Below are 25,255 nucleotides of genomic sequence, written 5' to 3'. Positions count from 1 at the left end.
TTTGAATACAACCAACCGAAATACGTTACTCTTCCTTTTCCTAAGCATAGGATTGGTTTTTCTATTTCTAATTGATATTAGTTTAGGTGCCGTTGCTATCCCTTTAAAAGAGGTATTCAACAGCTTAATCGGTTCTGGTGCAAGCAAATCTTCTTGGGAGTACATCATTATGGATTACCGTTTACCCAAAGCGATTGTAGCTATTATTGTAGGTATGGGATTAGCGATTAGCGGACTCTTAATGCAAACTTTGTTTCGCAATCCGTTAGCGGGGCCTTATGTTCTCGGACTAAGTTCGGGGGCGAGTTTAGGTGTAGCTTTAGTCATTTTAGGGTCGGCATTTTTGCCTCATTTTTTGAGCGAATTCGTTCTCTCTTCCTACGGAATAGTTATCGCATCAAGTTTAGGAAGTTTTGCAGTTTTATTAGCTGTTTTGGCTGTTGCCCAACGTTTGCGAGACACTATGGCAATTCTAATTGTCGGTTTAATGTTTGGCAGTTTAACCAATGCTTTGGTGGGTACACTCACTTATTTTAGTACTGCTGAGCAATTGCAAAAATTTACTTTTTGGTCTTTAGGTACTTTAGGTAACTTATCGTGGACTTCGATAGCCATTTTGTCTGTTTGCGTTTTGATTGGGTTGGTATTGAGTTTGGTAAGTATTAAACCTTTAAACACCCTGCTTTTAGGAGAAAATTATGCCAAGAGTTTGGGACTGAATTATGCTAAAGCCCGTTTTATAATCATCTTGGCCACTAGTATTTTAGCAGGAAGTATCACTGCTTTTGCTGGACCCATTGCATTTGTGGGTTTGGCTGTGCCACATATTGCTAAATTAGTTTTTCAAACGAGCAATCACTTGATTTTATTTTGGAGTACATTATTATTTGGTGCCATGATTATGTTGATTTGCGACAGTATTGCTCAATTACCTAATTTGGCAATTGTAATTCCTATCAATGCCATTACTTCTATTTTGGGTGCGCCAATTGTAATTTGGTTACTCATTCGTAAACGTAAAATTATGAACTAATGGAGAAGACTATTGTTTTACAAGCAACAGACATTAGCATCGGGTATTCCAATAAAAAGGAAACTACTGTCGTAGCATCACAAGTTACTATTTCTTTAGAAAAAGGAAAACTGACTGCTTTGATTGGCGCTAACGGGATTGGAAAATCAACCCTTTTACGAACCTTAATTGGAATTCAGTCGCCTCTTTCGGGAAAAGTATTCCTAAAAGAAAAAGACATTCATTCCTTAGATAATTTGACTTTAGCACAACACTTAAGTGTCGTGTTAACCGATAAATTACCACCAAGTAATCTAACCGTTTTTGAACTCATTGCCCTAGGTAGACAACCCTATACGAATTGGATTGGCAAACTAACGGAAGACGATATTGCTAAAGTGAATGAAGCTTTGGAACTGACACAGATAACTCATCTTGCTGACAAAAAGCATGATGAAATTAGCGATGGGCAATTGCAAATTGTACTTATAGCAAGAGCATTGGCACAAGACACCCCACTTATTGTTTTAGACGAACCCACTACTCACTTGGATTTATTACATAAAGTAACGCTCTTAAAACTCTTGAAAAAACTGACTCAGGAAACAGGAAAGTCCATCTTATTTTCGACACACGATATTGATATGGCTATCCAATTGAGTGACGAAATGATCATTATGACACCTGAATCAGTGGTACAAGACCAACCTTGTAATTTAATTATGAAAGGGAATTTCAACACTTTGTTTCAAGACGAACACATTTTTTTTGATGCCGAAAAAGGAAAATTCGTCATCAAAGGATAGTAAAAACTAAGACTTCAATCCAATTTGTCTTTTGGCTTCGCCAACAACAAAAGCAACCGAATTAGCAATGTTAAAACTTCGAATCAAGGACGACATTGGAATGGTTAAATGATTGTCAAACAGCGCCAAAACTTCAGGACTTAAACCCACACTTTCTTTACCAAACACTAACCAATCTCCATCTTGAAATTCGGCATCCAAATACGATTTTGTAGCGTGAGAACTCATCAAAAAAACGCGTGAACGATCTGGAATTTGATTCAGCCATTCGTCTACATTTTGATATTCAGTCACATCCAAATGCACCCAATAATCCAAACCCGAACGTTTCAAATTCTTGTCATTGATTACAAATCCAAAGGGATGAATCAAATGCAATTTACTTTCTGTCCCCACACAAAGACGACCAATATTGCCTGTATTATTGGGTATTTCTGGTTCTACCAATACGATGTTTAACATATTTTATTTGTTTTCTATTTGAAAATCAGCTACTTCAACTACTTCGCCTGCCTGTAAATTATTCAAATGTACATTTCCTACTCGAACCCGTACCAAACGCAAAGTGGGAAAACCTACATACGCCGTCATTTTACGAACCTGTCTGAACTTCCCTTCGTTGATGGTGATGGAAAGCCAAGAAGTGGGTCCGTGGCGCTCATCTCGAATCTTCTTCCCTCTTGCTCCAAAAGCAGGAACTTCATGAATCAAAAAAGCTTTGCAAGGCTTAGTGATGTATTTTTTACCATTAAAACCTATTTCGACTCCTTTTTGTAATTGCTCTACCGCTTCTTGATGGATAACACCATCAACTTGTACATAATATTCTTTCTCCACTTTTTTACTACGAACGAGTTCGCTCATCATACCGTCAGTAGTTAATAATAACAAACCTTCGGAATCTTCGTCTAACCGACCAATAGCCATTGTTCCTTCGGGAAATGGGTACAGCTCTCCCAAAAGTCGTTTCTTTCTTTTTAATTCGTAAACAAACTGACTCAAATAGCCATACGGTTTATGAATAATAAAATGCTGATGCGCCATGCGGTTTCAATTTGTGGCAAAAGTACATTATTATAAATTCTTCTTAATTACAATTTTCCTTAATTTCATAAGCTTTTGTCTCTTGATTTGAATTAAGTATCTTTACCAAATGAATTTCAAAGTTGTATCCGAATACCATCCTAAAGGCGACCAACCACAGGCTATTGAAAAATTAGCTCAGGGAGTTATTGATGGCGAAAAATTCCAAACTTTATTGGGAGTAACGGGATCGGGAAAAACATTTACGGTGGCCAATGTAATTCAGAAAGTACAACGGCCTACTTTGGTTTTGGCTCACAATAAGACCTTGGCCGCCCAATTGTACTCAGAGTTCAAACAATTTTTTCCAAACAATGCGGTAGAATATTTTGTTTCCTACTACGATTACTACCAGCCAGAAGCTTATATGCCGGTTACAGGAGTTTTTATTGAAAAAGATTTATCTATCAATGAAGAGTTGGAAAAAATGCGTTTAAGCACTACTTCTTCCCTACTTTCGGGTCGAAGAGATATTTTGGTAGTAGCTTCTGTTTCTTGCTTATATGGTATTGGAAATCCTGTAGAATTTCAAAAAAACGTGATTGCTCTAGAACGTGACCAAGTCATCTCTAGAACCAAATTATTACATAGTTTAGTACAAAGTTTATACGCTCGTACCGAAGCGGATTTTACTCCAGGAACCTTCCGAATTAAAGGCGATACAGTAGAAGTTTTTCCAAGTTATGCCGATGACGCTTTTCGCATTCATTTTTTTGGTGACGAAATCGAAGAAATTGAAAGTTTCGATGTTAAAAACGCTCAAGTTTTAGAAAAGTTTGATAAATTGACTATCTACCCTGCCAATATGTTTGTGACCTCGCCCGATGTATTGCAAAATGCCATTTGGGAAATCCAACAGGATTTAGTCAAACAAGTCGATTATTTTAAAGAAATTGGCAAACATTTGGAAGCCAAGCGTCTCGAAGAACGCACCAATTTCGACTTGGAAATGATTCGGGAATTAGGCTATTGTTCAGGTATTGAAAACTATTCGCGTTACCTTGACCGACGTGAAGCTGGCACACGTCCGTTCTGTTTATTGGATTATTTTCCTAAAGATTACTTGATGGTGGTGGACGAAAGTCACGTTACTATTTCACAGGTTCATGCCATGTATGGTGGTGATCGAAGTCGGAAAGAAAACTTGGTAGAATATGGATTTCGATTGCCTGCTGCTATGGACAACCGTCCGTTGAAATTTGAAGAATTTGAAGCACTACAAAATCAAGTTATCTATGTTTCGGCAACTCCTGCTGATTATGAATTACAAAAAACAGATGGTGTTTACGTTGAGCAAATTATTAGACCAACAGGACTACTAGACCCCATTATTGAAGTACGTCCAAGTTTGAATCAAATTGACGATTTAATTGAAGAAATTCAACAACGCTGTGAATTAGATGAACGTGTTTTAGTAACTACTTTGACTAAACGAATGGCGGAAGAATTAGCCAAATATTTAACCAAAGTATCCATTCGTTGCCGTTATATTCACTCTGAAGTAGATACTTTAGAACGTATCGAAATCATGCAAGATTTACGAAAAGGACTCTTTGATGTGTTAATTGGGGTCAACTTATTGCGTGAAGGTTTGGACTTACCTGAAGTATCTTTGGTAGCTATTTTAGATGCCGACAAAGAAGGTTTTTTGAGAAGTCATCGTTCGTTAACACAAACTATTGGACGTGCTGCCCGAAACTTGAATGGAAAAGCCATTATGTATGCGGATAAAATTACCGACAGCATGCAAAAAACGATTGATGAAACCAATTACCGAAGAACAAAACAGATTAATTTCAACACAGAAAACAACTTGGTTCCTCAAGCTTTAAATAAAAAAATAGATTCGGCATTTACCAAAAATCCTTTGGTCGAATACGAATTAGGACATACTTTAAACGTTGCTGCCGAACCTGAAACAGCTTATTTATCTAAATCAGAAATTGATAAATTAATTCGAGAAAAACGCAAATCAATGGAAAAAGCGGCTAAAGAATTGGACTTTATGCAAGCCGCAAAATTGCGTGACGAAATCAAAAAATTACAAGAACAAGCCAACTAATTATATTTCCGATGGAACTAATTCTAAAGGCCTACGACCTCAAATTAAAGCATACGTTTACCATTTCTAGGAAATCAATTGATATTCAACCTTGTCTAATTGTAATTTTAATAGATGGTGAATTATCCGGTTTTGGCGAAGCTTCTTCCAATCCGTATTACAATATCACAGTTCCCATGATGATAGCTGATTTAGAAAAAATCAGACCTATTATTGAAACTTCAGGAACGGAAACTCCTGAGATTTTTTGGTCCAAAATGTATCCGTATTTGAAAGACAACTTATTTGCTTTGTGCGCTTTAGACAATGCATACAATGATTTGTACGCGCGTAAAAAAGGAAAGAAGTTATATGAATTATGGGAGTATTCTATAGCCAATAATCCACTAACTGATTATACTATTGGGATTGACTCCATTGATAAAATGGTAGCCAAAATGGAAGAACTACCTTGGCCTATTTATAAAATTAAATTAGGAACACAAGAAGACATTGCCATTGTGAAAGCGCTTCGTCAACACAGCAACGCTATTTTTAGAATTGATGCCAATTGTGGTTGGGGAGTCGATGAAACAATCCGCAATTCAATAGAGCTGAAAAAGCTTGGCGTAGAATTTTTAGAACAACCTTTAGTCGCTGACGATTGGGAAGGACATAAAGAAGTGTACAACCATTCTGCCCTGCCCATAATCGCAGATGAAAGTTGTATCAAAGAAGAAGACGTAGCGAAATGTTATCAGCATTTTCACGGAGTCAATATCAAATTAGCCAAATGTGGCGGACTCACTCCTGGAAGACGCATGATTCAAGAAGCCAAACGATTGGGTTTACGAACCATGGCAGGCTGTATGACCGAATCTACCGTGGGTATTTCTGCCATTGCCCACCTATTACCTGAATTGGATTATGTCGATATGGACGGTCCTTTATTATTGAGTGAAGATATTGCAAGTGGCATTACCATGTATTTCGGAAAAATTAATTATGCCGAAGGTAACGGAACTGGGGTACATTTATTCTAAATTAAATACTTTTTAAATGTACCTTTGTAAAAAATAAAACGATGACCAATAACGATATCTTTAAAAAATTGCGTGTAGCCTTGATGCTGCGTGATGACCAAATAGTTGAAATTTTAGAATTAGTTGATTTTAGAATTTCTAAATCCGAATTAGGTGCTTTCTTTAGAGATGAAAAACATCCTAATTATATGGAATGTGGCGACCAAGTGTTGCGCAATTTCTTGAACGGCTTAGTGATTCATTTAAGAGGCACTAAAGAAAATCCTAAAAATCCCAATGAGGTTTTAGCCAAACACAAAGCTGAAATTCCTGTAAAGGAAGGAGTAAAAAACAAACCTGCATTTAGTCCAAAACCTAAGACTGATTTAAAAAAGAAACCCGCTTTCAATTCAAAATCAAAGAAAGCAACTCCAAAAGTACAAGTAGTCGAGAAAGTACAATTCAAAAACGGAAAGAATAAAAAATCTTAAAACAAAAAAATCCTGAGCTTTCACTCAGGATTTTTTATATCAATTCGGTTTTCTAATTAAGAAAGTGCCGCTTGAACTTGGTCAGCTGCTTCTTGGAATTCAACAGCAGATAAGATTGGCATTCCTGAATTATCAATTAATTCTTTTGCAATGGCAGCATTAGTACCTTGTAAACGAACAATGATTGGCACTTTAATTGCATCACCCATATTTTTGTAAGCATCAACTACACCTTGTGCCACACGGTCACAACGAACAATTCCACCAAAAATATTGATTAAGATAGCTTTTACGTTAGGATCTTTTAAGATAATACGGAAAGCCGTTTCAACACGTTTAGCATCAGCAGTACCACCTACATCAAGGAAGTTAGCTGGTTCAAAACCTGCATATTTAATTAAATCCATAGTAGCCATCGCTAATCCTGCTCCGTTTACCATACATCCTACAGTACCGTCAAGATCCACATAGTTTAATCCTACTTCTTTAGCTTCTACTTCAATTGGATTTTCCTCACGGATATCACGCATGTCTGCATACGCTTTTTGTCTGTATAAAGCATTATCATCGATATTTACTTTAGCATCAACCGCTAAAATTTTATCATCAGATGTTTTTAATACTGGGTTGATTTCAAACATAGAGGCATCAGAACCAATATATGCATTGTATAAAGCCGTAATGAATTGTACCATTTCTTTGAAAGCGTTTCCAGAAACACCTAAATTAAATGCTATCCTTCTTGCTTGGAATCCTTGCAAACCAACAGCAGGATCAATTTCCTCTGTAAAGATTAAGTGTGGAGTATGTTCAGCCACTTCTTCAATATCCATTCCACCTTCAGTAGAATACATAATCATATTACGACCTGTTGCTCTGTTCAATAAAACAGATACATAAAACTCAGAAGTTTCACTTTCACCAGGATAATATACATCCTCAGCGATTAAAACTTTGTGAACTTTTTTCCCCTCTGCAGAAGTTTGAGGGGTTACCAATTGCATTCCGATGATTTGTTCTGAAAGCTCTTCTACTTGTTGCAAGTTTTTTGCTAACTTAACACCACCGCCTTTTCCACGTCCACCTGCGTGAACTTGTGCTTTAACTACGTACCAACCTGTTCCGGTTTCGGCAGTTAGTTGTTTTGCTGCAGCAACAGCTTCTACTGGACTATTAGCTACAATTCCGCGTTGAATGCGAACTCCATAGCTAGATAGAATTTCTTTTCCTTGATATTCGTGTATGTTCATAATTAAGAATTTGTCTGCTTCTCTGAAATATTTCAGAATAAAAGTGCTACAAAAATAACAAAATAATATAGATACAATATTTTTTTCATTAAAAACGAAGAGAATTTAAATTATATTTGAAGTATTCCCTAAAAGAGTACTCTTTCAATAAAATATAAATAAAACAAACTAATTTGTTACAAAAAATAACATTTTGTTAAATTTTGTTTTTTTGCTTTAAAATCGGCAATTTAGAAGCGATTTTGTCTTTACAAATTATCAATTACTCAATCCAATCGCTTTAAAATAAAGATATCTCTATTTAAAGATGCGTTTTCTACCATTTTGGTAAAAATTACCCCAAAACCGGATTTCAATTCGGTAAATTATACGAAATATTTAATTTTGTAAAAAAAATTATCACGCATGAAAGTTGAAGAACAAGGCCTTTATTTACCAGAATTTGAACATGACAATTGTGGCGCAGGATTTATCTGTAATTTGAACGGAATTAAGTCAAATGACATTATTCACAAAGCACTTGACATCTTAATAAAGTTAGAGCATCGTGGTGCCGTAAGTGCTGATGGAAGAACAGGAGATGGAGCAGGTATTTTATTTGATATTCCGGATGCTTTCTTCAAAAAAGTGTGTGATTTCGAATTACCTGAAGTTCGCGAATATGCTGTGGGTATGCTTTTTTTACCAAAAAGCCCAAATCAAGTTGATTTTTGTATCAACACATTTGAAAAATGTATTCAAGATCAAAATTTACAAATTTTAGGTTGGAGAGATGTTCCCGTTGATGTGTCTAATTTAGGACAAGTCGCTGCGGAGAAAGAACCAACCATCAAACAAGTATTTATCGGTAAAAACGGATTGAGTCTTACTGAACAAGAATTCAACGCTAAATTATTTGCTGCAAGAAAAATTTCGGAGCATGCTATCCGTAATTCTAAAACTTCTGAAAGTCATAAATACTACTTCACTAGTTTATCTACAACAACTATTATATATAAAGGTTTATTGATGCCAGAAGACATCAGTAGATATTATACAGATTTAACAGATACAGATTTAGTGACTCGCTTGGCTTTGGTTCACCAACGTTTCTCTACCAACACCTTCCCTTCTTGGGACTTGGCTCAACCATTTAGATATATGTGTCATAATGGAGAAATCAATACCTTGAGAGGAAACGTAAGCCGTATGCGTTCTCGTGAAGAATTGATGGAAAGCCCGGTTTTTGGAGATGATATCAAAAAATTATTCCCAATCATATTAGAAGGAAAATCAGACTCTGCTTCTATGGATATGGTAGTTGAATTATTGTTGATGACTGGACGTTCTTTACCAGAAGCCATGATGATGGTAGTTCCTGAAGCATGGGAAAAACACCAAACCATGTCGAAAGAGAAAAAAGCATTCTACGAATACAACTCTTGCATCATGGAGCCTTGGGATGGTCCTGCTTCTATTCCGTTTACTGATGGAAATGTCATTGGAGCTTTATTGGATAGAAACGGACTACGTCCTTCTCGTTATACTTTGACAAAAAGTGGATTTGTAATCATGTCATCAGAAATTGGTGTATTGGATATCGATCCAGAAGATGTGGTTCAGCACGGTCGTTTAGAACCAGGAAAAATGTTCTTGGTAGATATGAACGAAGGTCGAATTATTGAAGATGAAGAAGTTAAAAATGCCGTTGTTACTAAACGTCCTTACCAAAAATGGTTAGATGGTAATTTAGTACAATTGGCTCAAATTCCATATACAAACAATCCTATCCCAACTGAGAGTGTTGATTTTGAAACTCGACAACGTTTGTTTGGCTACACTATTGAGGATTTAAAAACGATTATCAACCCAATGGGAGCTAAAGGTGCTGAAGCAATTAGTTCTATGGGGAATGATACTCCGCTTGCTGTTTTGTCAGAACAACCACAATTATTGTACAATTATTTCAAACAATTATTTGCTCAGGTAACAAACCCTCCTTTGGATGGTATTCGTGAGGAAATCATTACTGATATTAGTTTAGCTATTGGAGGTGATTTCAATATTTTTGATATTGACGAGAAACACAGTAAAAAGATTAAAATACAAAACCCAGTAATCTCTAACGAGGATTTGGATAAAATTAGAAATATTGATCATGCCGATTTTAAATCAGTTACTATTTCTACTTTATACAAAATAGAAAAAGGGGTAAATGGTTTAGAGCGTGCTTTAGAACAATGTGTTCAAGCTACTTATAAAGCTGTTGCTGAAGGTTGCAATATTGTGATTCTTTCAGATAGAGGAGTTACTGAAAAACTAGCTCCAATTCCAATGCTTTTGGCTTGTTCTTACATTCACCACACCTTAAATAAATTAGGAGTGCGTTCAAAATTCGGTATTATTATCGAATCGGCTGAGCCACGTGAGCCACATCATTTCGCCTTATTATTTGGGTATGGCGCAAGCGCTATCAACCCTTACATGGTAAATGAAATTATTCATGACCAAGTAAATAAAGGACATATTACGGGAGTTAAAGCAGATTATGCTATTACTAACTTTAATAAAGCCATTGGAAAAGGGATTGTTAAGATTATGAATAAAATTGGTATTTCTACGTTACATTCGTACAGAGCTGCCCAAATATTTGAAATCTTAGGTTTGAATAAATCGTTTAGTTCTAAATATTTCCCTTTCACTCCTTCTCGAATTGAAGGTATTGGTTTAATGGAAGTTGAAAAAGAAATCAAAGAAAGACATAAAAAAGCATTTCCTAATTCTAAAATAGCCAACTTATTACCTTTAGAAATTGGTGGTATCTATAGATGGAGAAGATCAGGAGAAAAACACATGTTCAATCCTACTACCATTGCTAAATTACAACAAGCTGTTCGTTTGAATAGTTCGGATGCTTACCAACAATATTCTGATATGGTCAATAATCAAAGTAAAAATTTGATGACTATTAGAGGTTTATTTGAATTCAATAATTTAGATCCAATTTCTATTGACGAAGTAGAACCTTGGACAGAAATTGTAAAACGATTCAAAACGGGAGCGATGTCTTATGGATCTATCAGCCAAGAAGCTCACGAGAATTTAGCAATTGCCATGAACAGAATTGGTGGTAAGAGTAACTCAGGAGAAGGTGGTGAAAACCCAAAACGTTTCCAAAAAGAATTAAATGGTGACTCAAAAAATAGTGCGATTAAACAAGTAGCATCAGGACGTTTTGGTGTGTCAATCAACTATTTGACCAATGCTAGAGAAATCCAAATTAAAATGGCTCAAGGAGCTAAACCTGGTGAAGGTGGTCAGCTTCCTGGAGAAAAAGTAGTGCCTTGGATTGCAGAAACGAGAAATTCAACACCATATGTTGGATTGATTTCCCCTCCTCCACACCACGACATCTATTCTATCGAAGATTTATCTCAATTAATCTTTGATTTGAAAAATGCCAACCGTGAGGCACGTGTAAACGTAAAATTAGTTTCTGAAGTAGGTGTTGGAACTATTGCTGCGGGTGTTGCCAAAGCAAAAGCCGACGTCATCTTAATTTCAGGATATGATGGAGGTACTGGTGCTGCACCATTAACTTCATTACAACATACCGGTATTCCATGGGAATTAGGATTAGCCGAAGCACAACAAACTTTAATCCTAAACGATTTAAGAAGTCGTGTGGTTTTAGAGTGTGACGGACAATTAAAAACAGGTCGTGACGTAGCCATTGCTGCTTTATTAGGAGCAGAAGAATTTGGATTTGCAACCGCTCCATTAGTAGCTTCAGGTTGTATCATGATGAGAGCTTGTCACTTAAATACCTGTCCAGTAGGTATTGCTACACAAGACCCTGAATTAAGAAAGAATTTCAAAGGAACACCTGAGCATGTAATTAACTTTATGTACTTCATTGCAGAAGAGTTACGTCAAATTATGGCTCAACTAGGTTTCAGAACGTTGAAAGAAATGGTAGGTCAATCACAAAAATTGAACGTGAACAAAGCTATTGAGCATTACAAAGCGAATGGTTTAGACTTATCAACTATTTTATATAAACCAGAAAAAGCCAATTTAGTTCCAAATCACAATACTATGCCTCAGGATCATGCCTTAGAAAATGTATTGGATTTTGACATCATTAAGGCCGCAATACCTTCTATTTATAGAAAAGAGAAAACAAGAGTTACTTTCAATATCAAAAATACAGACCGTTCTGTAGGTGCTATTTTGAGTAATGAAATCTCTAAGATATATGGAGCGCAAGGACTTCCAGATGACACTATCTTAGTTGACTTTACAGGTTCAGCTGGACAAAGTTTTGGAGCATTTGCTACGAATGGATTGTCATTCAAAATCCACGGTAACTGTAACGATTACTTAGGAAAAGGACTTTCTGGTGGTAAATTAATCATCAAAGTACCGCCTACAGCAACTTTCAAACCAGAAGAGAACATCATCATTGGTAACGTTGCCCTTTACGGAGCTATTACTGGTGAAGCTTATATCAATGGTATGGCTGGAGAACGTTTTGCAGTTCGTAATTCGGGTGCAACAGCAGTTGTAGAAGGAATTGGAGATCACGGTTGTGAATACATGACAGGAGGTACTGTAGTTATCCTTGGTAAAACAGGTAGAAATTTTGCTGCAGGTATGAGTGGTGGTATTGCTTATGTATATGACCCAAAGAAAAAATTCGATGCAACAGTTTGTAACATGGAAATGGTCGCTTTTGAAGAAAACGAAGCAGAAGACATTGCAAAATTAAGACGTTTGATTAAAAATCATTCTATGTACACTAATAGCCCATTAGCAAAACGAATTTTAGCCGATTGGGAAAATCAACAAAAACACTTTATTAAAGTGATGCCAACTGATTACAAAAAAGCATTAGAAAGATTGGCAGAAGAAAATAAAGTTGAAGAATTAATAGCACAATAGTCATGGGAAAGATAGGTGGATTTAAAGAATATAGTAGAGCGGATGAAAGTAACATCGCTGTAGCAGAACGTGTTTCTAATTACAATGAATTTACAGTTCCGTTACCAAAAGAAAAATTAAAAGAACAAGGATCAAGATGTATGGATTGTGGTATTCCATTCTGCCATAGTGGTTGTCCATTAGGAAATTTAATTCCTGATTTTAACGACATGGTACACCAAGAAGAATGGGAAAGCGCCTTGGCCATCTTGCAATCAACTAATAACTTCCCTGAATTCACAGGACGTCTTTGTCCAGCACCGTGTGAGAAAGCATGTGTGTTAGGTATTATCAAAGACCCTGTTTCAATCGAAAATATTGAAAAATCTATTGTAGAAAGAGGATTTGCCGAAGGTTGGATTAAACCACAAGTTCCTGCACAAAGAACAGGCAAAACGGTAGCTGTTGTAGGTTCAGGACCAGCGGGATTAGCGGCTGCACAACAATTGAACCGTGCAGGTCATACCGTAACTGTTTTTGAAAGAGACAATGCTATTGGAGGTTTATTACGTTACGGAATTCCAAACTTCAAATTAGAAAAAGGTATCATCGATAGACGTGTTGCTATCTTAGAAGCAGAAGGAATCACTTTTAAAACCAACGTTCACGTTGGGGTCAACTTCAGTGTTGATGAATTAAATGCTTTTGATGCTGTTGTGCTTTGTGGTGGTGCAACCGAAAGAAGAGGCTTGCCAACAAAAGGTGCAGATGCTAAAGGTGTTGTTCAAGCGATGACGTTCTTAACACAACAAACTAAAGTAGTTTGGGGAGAATCTGTTCCAGACCAAGTGTTGGCTACCGGTAAGGACGTAATCGTTATTGGTGGTGGAGATACTGGTTCTGACTGTGTGGGTACTTCTAACAGACAAGGAGCTAAATCAGTAACTAACTTTGAGATTATGCCAAAACCACCCGTGGGAAGAAGCGAATCTACTCCTTGGCCTTACTGGCCGTTACAATTGAAAACTTCGTCTTCGCACGAAGAAGGATGTAATAGAAACTGGTTAATCAACACCAAAGAGTTTATCACTAATGATAAAGGCGAATTAACAGCTTTAAAGACAGTGGAAGTTGAATGGAAAATCGTTCCAGGACAACGCCCAGAATTAATTGAAAAAGAAGGCTCTGAAAAAATTTGGCCATGTGACTTAGCGTTATTAGCACTTGGATTTACAGGTCCTGAGAGAACGTTAAGCGAGCAATTAGGCATTGAAACTGATTTCAGAACTAATTATAAAGCTACTAACTATCAAACTAATGTACCGCACATTTTTACTGCGGGAGACATGAGAAGAGGACAATCCTTAATTGTTTGGGCTATCTCTGAAGGTCGTGAAGCGGCAAGAGAGGTAGACTTATTCTTAATGGGATCTACAAATTTACCTACTAAAGGTAACGGTGACTTACCTAGCGTATAACAACCAACACACACAACTACTTTTACATCCCTTGGTACTGGTATCAAGGGATGTTTATTTTTTAAAAATCAATATAATTTGACTAATTGTTTTATTTCAAACAAAATGTTATATTTTGTTAAAGAATGACATTTACTTGCTCGAACGAATAAAGAATAATAAATTTGCTCAAAATTAAAATCCAATGCAAGGAAAAGACTTATTACATCTAGCAGAACAATTTGGTAGCCCCTTATATGTTTATGATGCCGAAAAAATACAATCTCAATACAACCGATTAACTAAAGCGTTTTCTAAAGTAGATACCCTTCGCATTAATTATGCAATGAAAGCATTATCTAATGTTGCCATTCTTCAATTATTGAGAGATATGGGTTCTGGTTTGGATACAGTTTCTATTCAAGAGGTTTTACTAGGATTACACGCAGGTTATGCTCCTGAAAAAATATTCTTTACTCCTAACGGTGTTTCTTTAGAAGAAATTGAAGAAGTGGCCGCTATGGGAGTGCAAATCAATATTGACAACTTGTCTATTTTAGAACAATTTGGTACTAAATATCCAGACACCCCTGTTTGCATTCGTATCAATCCACACGTAATGGCGGGAGGGAATACCAATATTTCTGTAGGTCATATTGATAGTAAATTTGGTATTTCAATTCATCAATTGCCACACTTAATTCGTATAGTTGAAAATACAAAAATGAATATTGTGGGGATTCACATGCACACAGGATCGGATATCTTAGATATTGAAGTATTCTTGTATGCTGCCGAAATCTTATTTGATGTAGCTAAAAACTTCAAAAACTTAGAATTCTTAGATTTTGGAAGTGGATTTAAAGTACCTTACAAAAAAGATGATATTGAAACCGATATTGAAGAGTTGGGTAAAAAATTATCAAAAAGATTCAATGATTTCTGTACTGAATACGGTAGAAACTTAACTTTAATTTTCGAACCTGGAAAATTCTTAGTGAGTGAGGCAGGATTCTTCTTGGCAAAAGTAAATGTGGTAAAACAAACCACTTCTACTGTTTTTGCAGGAGTGGATAGTGGTTTCAACCACTTGATTCGTCCAATGTTGTACGGATCACAACACCATATCGAAAACATTTCTAATCCTGAAGGAAAAGAGCGTTTCTATTCGGTTGTAGGTTACATCTGCGAAACGGATACTTTTGCAAACAACAGACGAATTGCCGAAATCAATGAAGGTGATATTCTTTGTTTCAGAAATGCAGGAGCTTATTGCTTCTCCATGTCATCCAATTACAATTCAAGATACAAACCAGCCGAAGTATTATGGCTGAATGGTCAAGGTCATTTAATTCGTGCCAAAGAATCGTTTGAAGATTTATTACGCAATCAAATTCCGTTGCCAGTTGCAGCAACTGTTTAATACACAAAAAAAATCCCGTTCATTAGAACGGGATTTTTTTATTCCTTTTATCATTATATTTGAAAAGAAAAAAACAATTTATCTTGAATAATCTTCAGACAAAAAAACAATCAATCCTAATGCAATGCATCATCAGTATTACATTAGTCGTGTCTGTTTCTCTAATTTGTTATTTTTTATCCAAGCATATTGATTATAGAATTACAGCTTTAATTTTACTCATGACCGTATCAGTTACGGCGATGTTATTCGACATCATTCCTGTACTAATAACAGCTATTTTGAGTGGTTTAATTCTTAATTATTTTTTCATCCAGCCATTATTTACACTTCATATCACCAATACCGAAGATGTTTTATTGTTCTTCATGTATCTTATTATTGCGTTAGTAAGTGCTGTACTTACTTATAAAATTCGAGAAGCAGAAAAAAAGGCTCGTGATAAAGAAGAAAAAGAAAAAACAATACAACTTTATGACACTTTACTCAATTCACTTTCTCATGAATTGCGTACCCCTATTGCAACTATAATTGGTGCAATTGATACCTTAAAAGAAAATAAAAAGAAACTATCCGAAAATAACCAAACCGTATTATTAGAAGAAATTGACAAAGCTAGTATTCGGCTGAACAGACAAGTTGAAAATTTACTCAACATGAGTCGATTAGAAACCGGTACACTGAAAACAAAACAAGATTGGTGTGATTTGAACGAATTGATTTATTCTTTGATTGAAAAAATTGCCGTGGTTAAAAATGAACACACCATCAATTTTGATCCTGATGAAAAATTACCCCTGTTCAAATTAGACACAGGATTGATCGAAGAAATTATTCAAAATTTAATTTTAAACGCCATTCAATATACTCCTAAGAAATCCATAATAAAAATTGTAGCAACACATCAATTAGAAAACTGTATCATTACTATTTCTGACACTGGAAAAGGTTTTCCCGAAAGCGAAATTAAATTTGCCTTTGATAAATTTTATCGATTGCCCAACACAAAAACAGGCGGCAGTGGACTTGGTTTATCCATTGTAAAAGGTTTTGTAGAAGCGCACAATGGTGCTATTTCATTAAATAATACTCCCAATTCGGGGGCTTGTTTTACAATTACTATTCCCACAGAAACTTCGTATTTAAACTCTCTCAAAAATGAATAAAGCTGAAATATTAGTTATTGATGACGAAGCGCCAATTCGAAAATTACTTGAAATCACTTTAGAAAGTAATGATTACAAAGTTTGGCTTGCTGAAACGGGAAAAGAAGGCGTGCTTTTAGCCGTCAATCATCCACCAGAACTCATTTTATTGGATTTGGGATTGCCAGATAAAAGTGGACACGAAATTCTAAAAGAGCTACGCACTTGGTACAATAAGGCGATTATCATTTTATCTGTTCAAGACAGCGAAGAAGATATCGTAAAAGCATTAGATAATGGCGCCACTGATTATCTTACCAAACCTTTCAGAACAGCCGAATTGTTAGCTAGAATTCGTTCTGTAATTCGAAGAAATCAAACACAAAATGATAGTAGTGTATTGAAATGTGGTAATTTAGAAATTGATTTTGGCGCGCGAATCATCAAAAGAAATGAAGAAACATTAAAACTTACTGCTACCGAGTTTAACTTATTAGCCCTTTTTATGAAAAACGAAGGGCGTGTGCTCACCCATCAATACATTTTAAAAGAAATTTGGGGAGTAGGCTATCAAACTGAAACACAATATTTGCGAGTGTTTGTAGCTACCTTACGTAAAAAAATTGAAGACAACCCTAATCAACCCAAACACATCATTACCGAAAGTGGTGTAGGCTACCGTTTTAGCTAAATCTTTATAAAATCTTTATATCTAACCGCTACATCTTTACATTCTGCCAATACCATTTTATTGAAATTTGTACTATTATAAATAGTAAAACATTCAATAATGAATACATTAAAAAATGATGCGACAAACAAAGTAACCATTGCCTCTCTCTTAGTAGCGTTAGGTATTATTTATGGAGATATTGGTACCAGCCCCTTATATGCTTTACGAGCCGTAATTGGAGATAGACCCATTGATTTAACTTTAGTTTACGGAGGTGTTTCCTGTATTTTTTGGACTTTAGTATTCCAAACTACGGTAAAATACGTTTGGCTTACTCTACGCGCTGACAATCATGGTGAAGGTGGAATATTCTCGCTTTATGCTTTAGTGAGACGTTATGGCAAAAAATTAGTTATTCCAACTATACTTGGAGCTACTACACTATTAGCAGACGGAATCATCACCCCTCCTATTTCTGTATCTTCTGCCATAGAAGGTCTCGGAATGGTAGAAGGACTTGAAAACACTATTGTTCCTGGAAATACTTTAACCATAGGAATCGTAGTGGCTATTTTATCATTATTATTTTTCTTTCAACGATTTGGAACACATGTTATTGGAAAATTTTTCGGGCCTATAATGGCAACTTGGTTTACCATGTTATTAGTAGTTGGAATCCATGAAATTACACTACACCCTGATATTATAAAAGCTTTAAATCCGTATTATGGATATGATCTTTTACTAAATTATCCCAGCGGATTCTGGCTATTAGGAGCTGTTTTCCTTTGCACCACAGGTGCTGAAGCTTTATACTCCGACTTAGGGCATTGCGGTATTAAAAACATACGTATTACTTGGATTTATGTTAAAATTAGTTTGGTGGTTAGTTACTTAGGACAAGCTGCTTGGCTAATGCACCAAGGAGAAAGCCTCTTAAATGGTAGAAATCCATTTTTTGAAATTATTCCAACTTGGTTTTTATTACCTAGTATAATTATTGCTACTTGCGCAACCATTATTGCTTCTCAAGCCTTGATTAGCGGTAGTTTTACCTTAATTAGTGAGGGGATGAACCTTAACTTTTGGCCTAGAGTAACTGTAAAGCAACCAAGTGATAGCAAAGGACAAGTTTATATTCCTAGTGTAAATAGTATGCTATGGTTTGGCTGTATTTTAATGATGGTATATTTTAAAGAAAGTGCACACATGGAAGCCGCTTATGGATTTTCTATTACCATTACCATGTTAATGACTACCTATCTATTAAGCTATTTTATTAATTATAGATTAAAATGGAACAAATTAAAAGTTATTTTGTTCCTAAGTATTTTTGGAACTATTGAAATTGCTTTTTTTATTGCCAATGTTGCCAAAATTAAAGAACGTTGGATGTTCTTATTTTTTGAACTTTTTATCTTTACAGTAATGTATGTTTGGTTCTTCGCCAGAAAAATCAACAATAGATTCACTAAGTTTGTTGAATTAGGTAAATATAGCAGCACATTAACAGAGCTTAGTGAGGACGACGCGATTCCAAAATTTGCTACTCATTTAATTTATTTATCAAAAGCGGATAGACGCCATGAGATTGAGGAAAAAATTATGAAATCAATTTTTTCAAAAAAACCGAAACGTGCCGATGTATATTGGTTTTTACACATCAATCGCACCGAAGACCCTTTTACACTTTCTTATGATGTATCTGAATTAGTGGATGACAAAGTAATTAAAGTAAACATTAATGTAGGATTTAGAGTTCAGCCAAAAACCGAATTGTATTTCAAAACTATTGTGAAAGAATTAGTGGCCAATAAAGAATTGAATTTACACATTCGTCCAGACGGTTCTAGTAAATACAATAGTGAACCGGATTTCAAATTTGTAGTCATAGAAAAATTCTTATCCATAGAAAATGAATTTGCACTACGTGAAGGCATGTTACTCAATTCTTATTTCTTACTAAAACACATGAGTTTAAGTGATGAAAAAGCTTTTGGATTAGAAAAATCAGATGTTGAAGTGGAACAAATTCCATTAGTCTATCAGCCCATTACCAATATCAAATTAGATCGAAAAATCAGATAGTAATGAAACCTGATTCATCATTAGAACTATTTCAAAAGTATTTTAGTCTTGAAAACCGATTAATTGAAATTGAATTAAAAAATCATGAAGTTATCAAAGGAAAATTTATTGGTTATTTCAAAGGGAAAGAAGAAAACATCGTAAAATGGCATTTTACAGATGTTGATATTCTTTTTGGCAGAGATCAATTTGGATTTTTAATTGGACAACTTATTGAACACAAAGACATTTTGAGTGTACGGTTCTTAGAAGATAATTCAATTATTTATCTTAATAAATAATTAGTACTTAAAATAAAAATCCCATTCTGAATCAGAACGGGATTTTTTATATCAACTAAATCCTAAAGATATTATTTTACAAACAACTCTTCCATTACTTCAGATTCTGTTCCATTTGGAAATGGAATTTTCAATAGTTGTGAAAGTGTTGGTACAATCTGAGTAATGTGTTTTTTTGTATGAGAGTTGCCTTTTGGGACATGCCAACCATAAAATAACATCGGTACGTGCGTGTCATAACTATTAGGTGAGCCATGCGTAGTTCCCGTTTCTATATATTCCATGTAGCCCGCTTTGTCTAAAATAAAAATATCGCCATTTTGTTTTGGGTCATATCCTTTGGCAATAAAACTCAAGAAATAATCGTCTCCTGTCGAAGTTAGAATTTCTTCTTCAGTATAAACACGTTTCACTTGGTCTTGCGTCATTAAAAAGTCTTTGAAACTTTGTTTCACTTTGGACAATTCCAAACCTTTTTCTTTTAATACTGGTTTATTAAAGAACAAATTGAAATTTGAATAATTCAACACAACATCAACCCCAAAAGTAGCTACAGAAAATTTTCTCAAAGCAGCATCAACATTTTTAGAGGGCACATTCTTAACATTGTATTTGTTATCTTTCAAATAGTTAGGATTCTCAGCTCCAGCGTGATCCGCAGTTAAGAACAGCACATAATTGTCTTTTCCAACCGTTTGGTCTAAATACGTCAAGAACTTAGCTAAAGTTAAATCCAATCGCAAATACGTATCTTGTAATTCCATAGAACGGGGTCCAAAAGTATGTCCCACATAATCGGTTGAAGAGAAACTTACTGTCAAGAAATCAGTAATCGCGTCTTTACCTAATTGTTCTTTATCAATAGCTCTTATGGCTAAATCAGCCAAAATATCATTCCCAAAAGGAGTAGTTCGCAATACATCAGCTCCTTTTTCGTCGTATATTTTTTTCAAATTATACGGAAAAACAGGCCCTGTGGTTTTATCTATTTTCCCTTCATACGGGTTATCATCTACTAAACTTTCATCATAAGTGGCAACTGGTTTTAACAAATCCCAACCACCATTGATGTAATTCATAAAACGCTTTTCATTATTAAACTCAGTAACCCATTCTGGCAAACTAGCTCCATAAAATGTACTCGAAATAAACGATCCCGTTTTACTATACCAATACGCACCATTAGCAAAATGACCGGCGGGTAAAATGGCGCCACGGTCTTTAATACTCATCCCAATAACTTTTCCTCTAAAATTAGTTGCCATTCGCAATTCGTCAGTAATAGTAGTACTTAACAAGTTCTTAGGTGACATAGCTCCTTCTTTATCCGTTCCGTCGCCCACCGTTTTTACATCAGTATCATCCGTACAGTACATTTCTTTTCCAGTAGCACGATTGAACCATTCGTTCCCTACAATTCCGTGTGTAGCGGGTGTTGTTCCAGTGTATATGGAAGCATGTCCTGGAGCCGTATAAGTAGGTACATAATTGTAATGCATATTATGGAAAGTATAGCCTCCGTTCATAATACGCTTAAAACCATTAGCAGAAAAATCATCTGAAAAACGATACAAATATTCCATTTTCATTTGATCCACCACAATTCCAACTACTAATTTTGGACGTTGTTGCGCCTGAGCCGAAAACACAAGGCTAAAAGTCAAAAACAATACTAATTTCTTCATATTAGATAAATTTTATTATACTACTTTATATTATCCAAAAATACAGATTAATTTGGATAACTATTTTAATAAAAAGAGGTATTTGAGTAAATTTAATTTAAAAATAACAGCGACGTAGCATTCTATTTTGGATTTTCCTCAAAATAACGCTTTTCAATACGCTTGATATCTTTGATAGAATTTTTAGCCCAAGTAAGTCGTTTTTCCAAAATCTCATCCTCGGTTAATTGCCAATTGATATCCGAATTTCGGAGTCTGTTGGTCAAATTCTGAATGATAATCGCAGCCGAAACAGAAATATTCAAACTCTCGGTAAAACCTACCATTGGAATCTTCAAAAACCCATCAGCTTGTTGCATAATTTCTTCTGACAACCCTTCTTTTTCTGTTCCAAAAAATAAGGCGCTAGGTTTTGAAATATCAAAATTTTCAAGCAAACAATCTTTTTCGTGTGGCGTAGTGGCTATAATTTGATAGCCTTTAGAGCGAAGGGATTTAATACAATTATTAGAAGTTTCATGTCTTATAATATCTACCCATTTTTGAGCACCTAAAGCAATTTGCTTATCAATTCTTTTTCCAAAACGTTGCTCGATTACATTCAGTTCTTGAATTCCAAAAACTTCACAGCTGCGCATTACCGCACTAGTATTGTGTAACTGATAGACATCTTCTACCGCCACTGTAAAATGATTGGTTCTATTTTTCAAAACTTCTAAAAAGCGTTCTTTTCGATTGTCTGTCAAAATAGTTTCAAGAAAATTAAGGTAATCTGTATCAATCATTGTCTCTTTTTTTGGAGGCAAAAATACTAAAAAGGTTTATATTTGCACTTTCGAAAAAACAACACAAAAATGACTACTCTAAACGAATTGAATGCCATCTCTCCTATTGATGGACGATACAGAAATAAAACCCTTTCACTAGCTCCTTTTTTCTCGGAAGAAGCGTTAATCAAATACCGCGTTTTAATTGAAATTGAATACTTTATTGCTTTATGTGAAGTGCCTTTACCTCAACTTAAAAATGTAGACGCAAATGTATTCGAAAGTTTACGAGCTATTTATACCAATTTTTCTACGGAAGATGCGCTTTGGATTAAAGAAACAGAAAAAGTGACCAATCACGATGTAAAAGCGGTAGAATATTTCATCAAGGATGCTTTTGAAAAATTAGGTTTGTCTGCATACAAAGAGTTCATTCACTTCGGATTAACTTCTCAAGACATTAACAATACAGCAATTCCATTATCTACTAAAGAGGCTTTTGAAAAAGTATACCTACCTTCTTTAATTAATGTCATTGCAAAATTAAAAGAATTAAGTACGGAATGGGCAGCTGTTCCAATGTTAGCTCGTACACATGGACAACCCGCCTCTCCTACGCGTTTAGGAAAAGAAATTGGTGTTTTTGTAGAGCGTTTAGAAGAGCAAATGCGTTTGTTGTTCAATATTCCGTTTGCAGCAAAATTTGGTGGTGCCACTGGAAATTACAATGCCCACCACGTGGCGTATCCACAAATTGATTGGAAACAATTTGGCGATACTTTTGTAGAGAACAATTTAGGTTTACACCACTCCTTCCCTACTACGCAAATTGAGCATTACGATCACTTTGCTGCTTTTTTTGATGCGCTGAAAAGAATCAATACCATTATCATTGACTTAGATCGAGACATTTGGACGTATGTATCGATGGACTATTTCAAACAAAAGATTAAAGCAGGAGAAATTGGTTCTTCGGCGATGCCACATAAAGTGAACCCTATCGATTTTGAAAACTCTGAAGGTAATCTAGGAATTGCCAATGCTATTTTCGAACATTTATCGGCTAAATTGCCTGTATCAAGATTACAACGTGATTTAACTGACAGTACTGTTCTACGAAATATTGGCGTTCCAATGGGACACACTATTATTGCTTTTGAAGCCACTTTAAAAGGATTGAACAAATTGTTGTTAAACGAACCAAAATTCCACGAGGATTTAGAAAAAAACTGGGCGGTAGTAGCTGAGGCTATCCAAACTATTCTACGTCGTGAAGCCTATCCAAATCCGTATGAAGCGTTAAAAGGTTTGACCAGAACGAACGAAGCAATTACCAAAGAATCGATTCATAGTTTCATTGCAACTTTAGACGTTAGCGATGCTATTAAAACCGAATTAATGCAAATTACACCAAGTAATTTCGTGGGGATTTAATTTCCAAAATAAAGCACATAAAAAAGGCTTAAGAAAATATCTTAAGCCTTTTTATATTTTAAAAACTATTCTTTAAATTATCTCGAATAATTTGGAGCTTCTTTAGTAATCGTCACATTGTGTGGGTGACTTTCTGTGATTCCACTTGAAGTAATACGAACAAAACGCCCATTTTCTTGCAAGGTTGGAATATCTTTAGCTCCGCAGTATCCCATTCCGGCACGAAGACCACCAATGAATTGTAACATACTTTCGTTCAATTCTCCTTTGTAAGGCACACGACCTACAATTCCTTCTGGAACTAATTTCTTCACGTCGTCTTCCACATCTTGGAAATAACGGTCTTTTGAACCACCCTGCATGGCTTCAACAGAACCCATTCCGCGGTAGGATTTGAATTTTCTTCCTTCAAAAATGATGGTTTCACCTGGAGACTCTTTTGTTCCTGCTAAAAGTGACCCTAACATTACACAATCCGCACCTGCAGCAATCGCTTTAGGAATATCTCCGGTGTAGCGAATACCACCATCTGCAATAACTGGTACTCCAGTTCCTTTGATAGCCGCAGCTACTTCTAAAACCGCTGAAAATTGAGGAAATCCAACACCTGCCACAATACGAGTAGTACAAATCGAACCCGGTCCAATACCCACTTTTACTCCGTCAGCACCACTTTCAACCAAATATTTGGCCGCTTCTGGCGTAGCAATGTTTCCAACAATCACATCAATTTGAGGAAATTTAGCTTTTACTTCTTTCAACACATTCACCACACCTTGGGTATGACCGTGAGCCGTATCAATAATGATAGCATCAACTCCCGCTTTCACCAAAGCTTCTGCTCTTTGAACGGCATCTCCTGTAACGCCAATGGCGGCAGCAACACGCAAACGTCCGTAAACGTCTTTGTTAGCAATCGGTTTCTGAGTTAATTTAGTAATATCTCTAAAAGTGATTAATCCTACTAATTCATTTTTAGCATTAACCACTGGTAATTTTTCAATTTTGTTTCCTTGCAAAACTACTTCTGCTTGTTCTAATGAAGTGCCTTCAGCAACTGTAATTAAGTTTTGAGAAGTCATTACCTCAACAATAGGACGTGCTCCATTTTTTTCAAAACGCAAATCACGATTGGTAACAATTCCTTTTAAGATTTTATGTTCATCAACAATTGGGATTCCTCCTATTCCGAATTCCTTCATGGCATTTTTAGCGTCAGCAACCGTAGAAGTCAATGGTAGAGTAACCGGATCAATAATCATCCCAGACTCTGCACGTTTTACTTTACGCACTTTAGCCGCCTGTTGCTCAATAGTCATGTTCTTATGAAGTACTCCAATTCCGCCTTCTTGAGCCATAGCAATTGCCATTGCACTTTCAGTAACTGTATCCATAGCTGCAGAAACAATAGGAACGTTTAAGGTAATGTTTCTTGAAAATTTAGATTGAATACTTACTTCGCGGGGAAGCACATTAGAATAGTTAGGAACTAATAGAACATCATCGTAAGTTAATCCTTCGCCGATAATCTTTGAATTGTGTGCGATCATTGCAATTTGAAGTTGTGGTTAAATTGCGTGCAAATATAGACAATCTTAAGCAAAAAACCAGCGCTATCTCATAATTTATGTTTAAATTGCAGTAATTCGCTCATTTCAATCGATATCAGACTCAACGTCAATTATTCAAAATGTA

The 25,255-nt window shown here is 35.6% G+C and carries 19 protein-coding genes; 13 read left to right on the top strand and 6 right to left on the bottom strand.

What is annotated here, in order from left to right:
• Position 1: 1 nt before the first annotated feature.
• Entirely contained in the window at positions 2–1,033 is a 1,032-nt protein-coding gene (locus MG292_RS06480; RefSeq protein WP_264533527.1) for an iron ABC transporter permease, read from the top strand.
• On the top strand, positions 1,033–1,818 hold the full coding sequence (locus MG292_RS06475) for an ABC transporter ATP-binding protein (RefSeq protein ID WP_264533528.1): 786 nt from the start codon (positions 1,033–1,035) through the stop codon (positions 1,816–1,818). The genes MG292_RS06480 and MG292_RS06475 overlap by 1 nt, the downstream gene beginning before the upstream one ends.
• A 6-nt stretch (positions 1,819–1,824) precedes the next feature.
• On the opposite strand, the gene MG292_RS06470 is transcribed toward MG292_RS06475, so the two are convergent.
• Together MG292_RS06470 and MG292_RS06465 are read right to left on the bottom strand one after the other, a co-directional pair.
• Positions 1,825–2,280, bottom strand: a complete 456-nt coding sequence (locus MG292_RS06470; protein WP_264533529.1) for a tRNA (cytidine(34)-2'-O)-methyltransferase — start codon at positions 2,278–2,280, stop codon at positions 1,825–1,827.
• A gap of 3 nt (positions 2,281–2,283) precedes the next feature.
• The gene (locus MG292_RS06465; RefSeq protein ID WP_264533530.1) at positions 2,284–2,862 is read right to left on the bottom strand and encodes a pseudouridine synthase; all 579 of its coding nucleotides are present in this window, start codon (positions 2,860–2,862) and stop codon (positions 2,284–2,286) included.
• A gap of 109 nt (positions 2,863–2,971) precedes the next feature.
• On the opposite strand from MG292_RS06465, the gene uvrB reads away from it, so the two are divergent.
• Genes uvrB through MG292_RS06450 form a run of 3 tightly spaced genes read left to right on the top strand, consistent with a single transcriptional unit; the run spans position 2,972 to position 6,455 of the window.
• Positions 2,972–4,963 (top strand): excinuclease ABC subunit UvrB, encoded by a 1,992-nt coding sequence (gene uvrB, locus MG292_RS06460; protein WP_264533531.1) that lies wholly within the window; start codon positions 2,972–2,974, stop codon positions 4,961–4,963.
• An 11-nt stretch (positions 4,964–4,974) separates the two neighbouring features.
• Positions 4,975–5,985, top strand: a complete 1,011-nt coding sequence (locus MG292_RS06455) for a dipeptide epimerase (RefSeq protein WP_264533532.1) — start codon at positions 4,975–4,977, stop codon at positions 5,983–5,985.
• Positions 5,986–6,026: 41 nt separating this feature from the next.
• On the top strand, positions 6,027–6,455 hold the full coding sequence (locus tag MG292_RS06450) for a DUF1456 family protein (protein WP_264533533.1): 429 nt from the start codon (positions 6,027–6,029) through the stop codon (positions 6,453–6,455).
• 56 nt (positions 6,456–6,511) lie between these two features.
• Here MG292_RS06450 and sucC read toward each other — a convergent pair whose 3' ends face one another.
• Positions 6,512–7,705 (bottom strand): ADP-forming succinate--CoA ligase subunit beta, encoded by a 1,194-nt coding sequence (gene sucC / locus MG292_RS06445; protein ID WP_264533534.1) that lies wholly within the window; start codon positions 7,703–7,705, stop codon positions 6,512–6,514.
• Positions 7,706–8,110: 405 nt separating this feature from the next.
• Here sucC and gltB point away from each other — a divergent pair, with 405 nt between their 5' ends.
• The 7 genes from gltB to MG292_RS06410 all read left to right on the top strand — a co-directional run bounded on the left by gltB (position 8,111) and on the right by MG292_RS06410 (position 19,674).
• Entirely contained in the window at positions 8,111–12,628 is a 4,518-nt protein-coding gene (gene gltB, locus MG292_RS06440; protein ID WP_264533535.1) for a glutamate synthase large subunit, read from the top strand.
• Positions 12,629–12,630: 2 nt separating this feature from the next.
• On the top strand, positions 12,631–14,085 hold the full coding sequence (locus MG292_RS06435) for a glutamate synthase subunit beta (protein WP_264533536.1): 1,455 nt from the start codon (positions 12,631–12,633) through the stop codon (positions 14,083–14,085).
• A gap of 184 nt (positions 14,086–14,269) precedes the next feature.
• Positions 14,270–15,487 carry a diaminopimelate decarboxylase gene (gene lysA / locus MG292_RS06430; protein WP_264533537.1) on the top strand — a complete coding sequence of 406 codons (1,218 nt, stop codon included), beginning with the start codon at positions 14,270–14,272 and terminating at the stop codon, positions 15,485–15,487.
• Positions 15,488–15,606: 119 nt separating this feature from the next.
• Positions 15,607–16,653 (top strand): sensor histidine kinase, encoded by a 1,047-nt coding sequence (locus tag MG292_RS06425; RefSeq protein ID WP_264533538.1) that lies wholly within the window; start codon positions 15,607–15,609, stop codon positions 16,651–16,653.
• Positions 16,646–17,323 (top strand): response regulator, encoded by a 678-nt coding sequence (locus tag MG292_RS06420; RefSeq protein ID WP_264533539.1) that lies wholly within the window; start codon positions 16,646–16,648, stop codon positions 17,321–17,323. Before MG292_RS06425 ends, MG292_RS06420 begins: the two co-directional genes overlap by 8 nt.
• A 99-nt stretch (positions 17,324–17,422) precedes the next feature.
• A complete protein-coding gene (locus tag MG292_RS06415) occupies positions 17,423–19,393 on the top strand; it encodes a KUP/HAK/KT family potassium transporter (protein ID WP_264533540.1) in 1,971 nt (656 codons plus the stop codon).
• A gap of 2 nt (positions 19,394–19,395) precedes the next feature.
• The gene (locus MG292_RS06410; RefSeq protein ID WP_264533541.1) at positions 19,396–19,674 is read left to right on the top strand and encodes a hypothetical protein; all 279 of its coding nucleotides are present in this window, start codon (positions 19,396–19,398) and stop codon (positions 19,672–19,674) included.
• Positions 19,675–19,745: 71 nt separating this feature from the next.
• Here MG292_RS06410 and pafA read toward each other — a convergent pair whose 3' ends face one another.
• A complete protein-coding gene (pafA, locus tag MG292_RS06405) occupies positions 19,746–21,359 on the bottom strand; it encodes an alkaline phosphatase PafA (RefSeq protein ID WP_264533542.1) in 1,614 nt (537 codons plus the stop codon).
• A gap of 122 nt (positions 21,360–21,481) precedes the next feature.
• Positions 21,482–22,144: a TrmH family RNA methyltransferase gene (locus tag MG292_RS06400; protein ID WP_264533543.1), complete on the bottom strand. Its 663-nt coding sequence runs from the start codon at positions 22,142–22,144 to the stop codon at positions 21,482–21,484.
• A gap of 69 nt (positions 22,145–22,213) precedes the next feature.
• Here MG292_RS06400 and purB point away from each other — a divergent pair, with 69 nt between their 5' ends.
• A complete protein-coding gene (gene purB, locus MG292_RS06395; protein WP_264533544.1) occupies positions 22,214–23,560 on the top strand; it encodes an adenylosuccinate lyase in 1,347 nt (448 codons plus the stop codon).
• Between the two features lie 77 nt (positions 23,561–23,637).
• On the opposite strand, the gene guaB is transcribed toward purB, so the two are convergent.
• The gene (gene guaB, locus MG292_RS06390; protein WP_264533545.1) at positions 23,638–25,110 is read right to left on the bottom strand and encodes an IMP dehydrogenase; all 1,473 of its coding nucleotides are present in this window, start codon (positions 25,108–25,110) and stop codon (positions 23,638–23,640) included.
• Positions 25,111–25,255 lie beyond the last annotated feature (145 nt).

Origin of the sequence: Flavobacterium keumense, assembly GCF_029866485.1 — a bacterium.
Lineage (GTDB): Bacteria > Bacteroidota > Bacteroidia > Flavobacteriales > Flavobacteriaceae > Flavobacterium > Flavobacterium keumense.
Note: the sequence above shows the minus strand (reverse complement) of the source record. Positions and strands in the feature narration are given on the sequence as shown.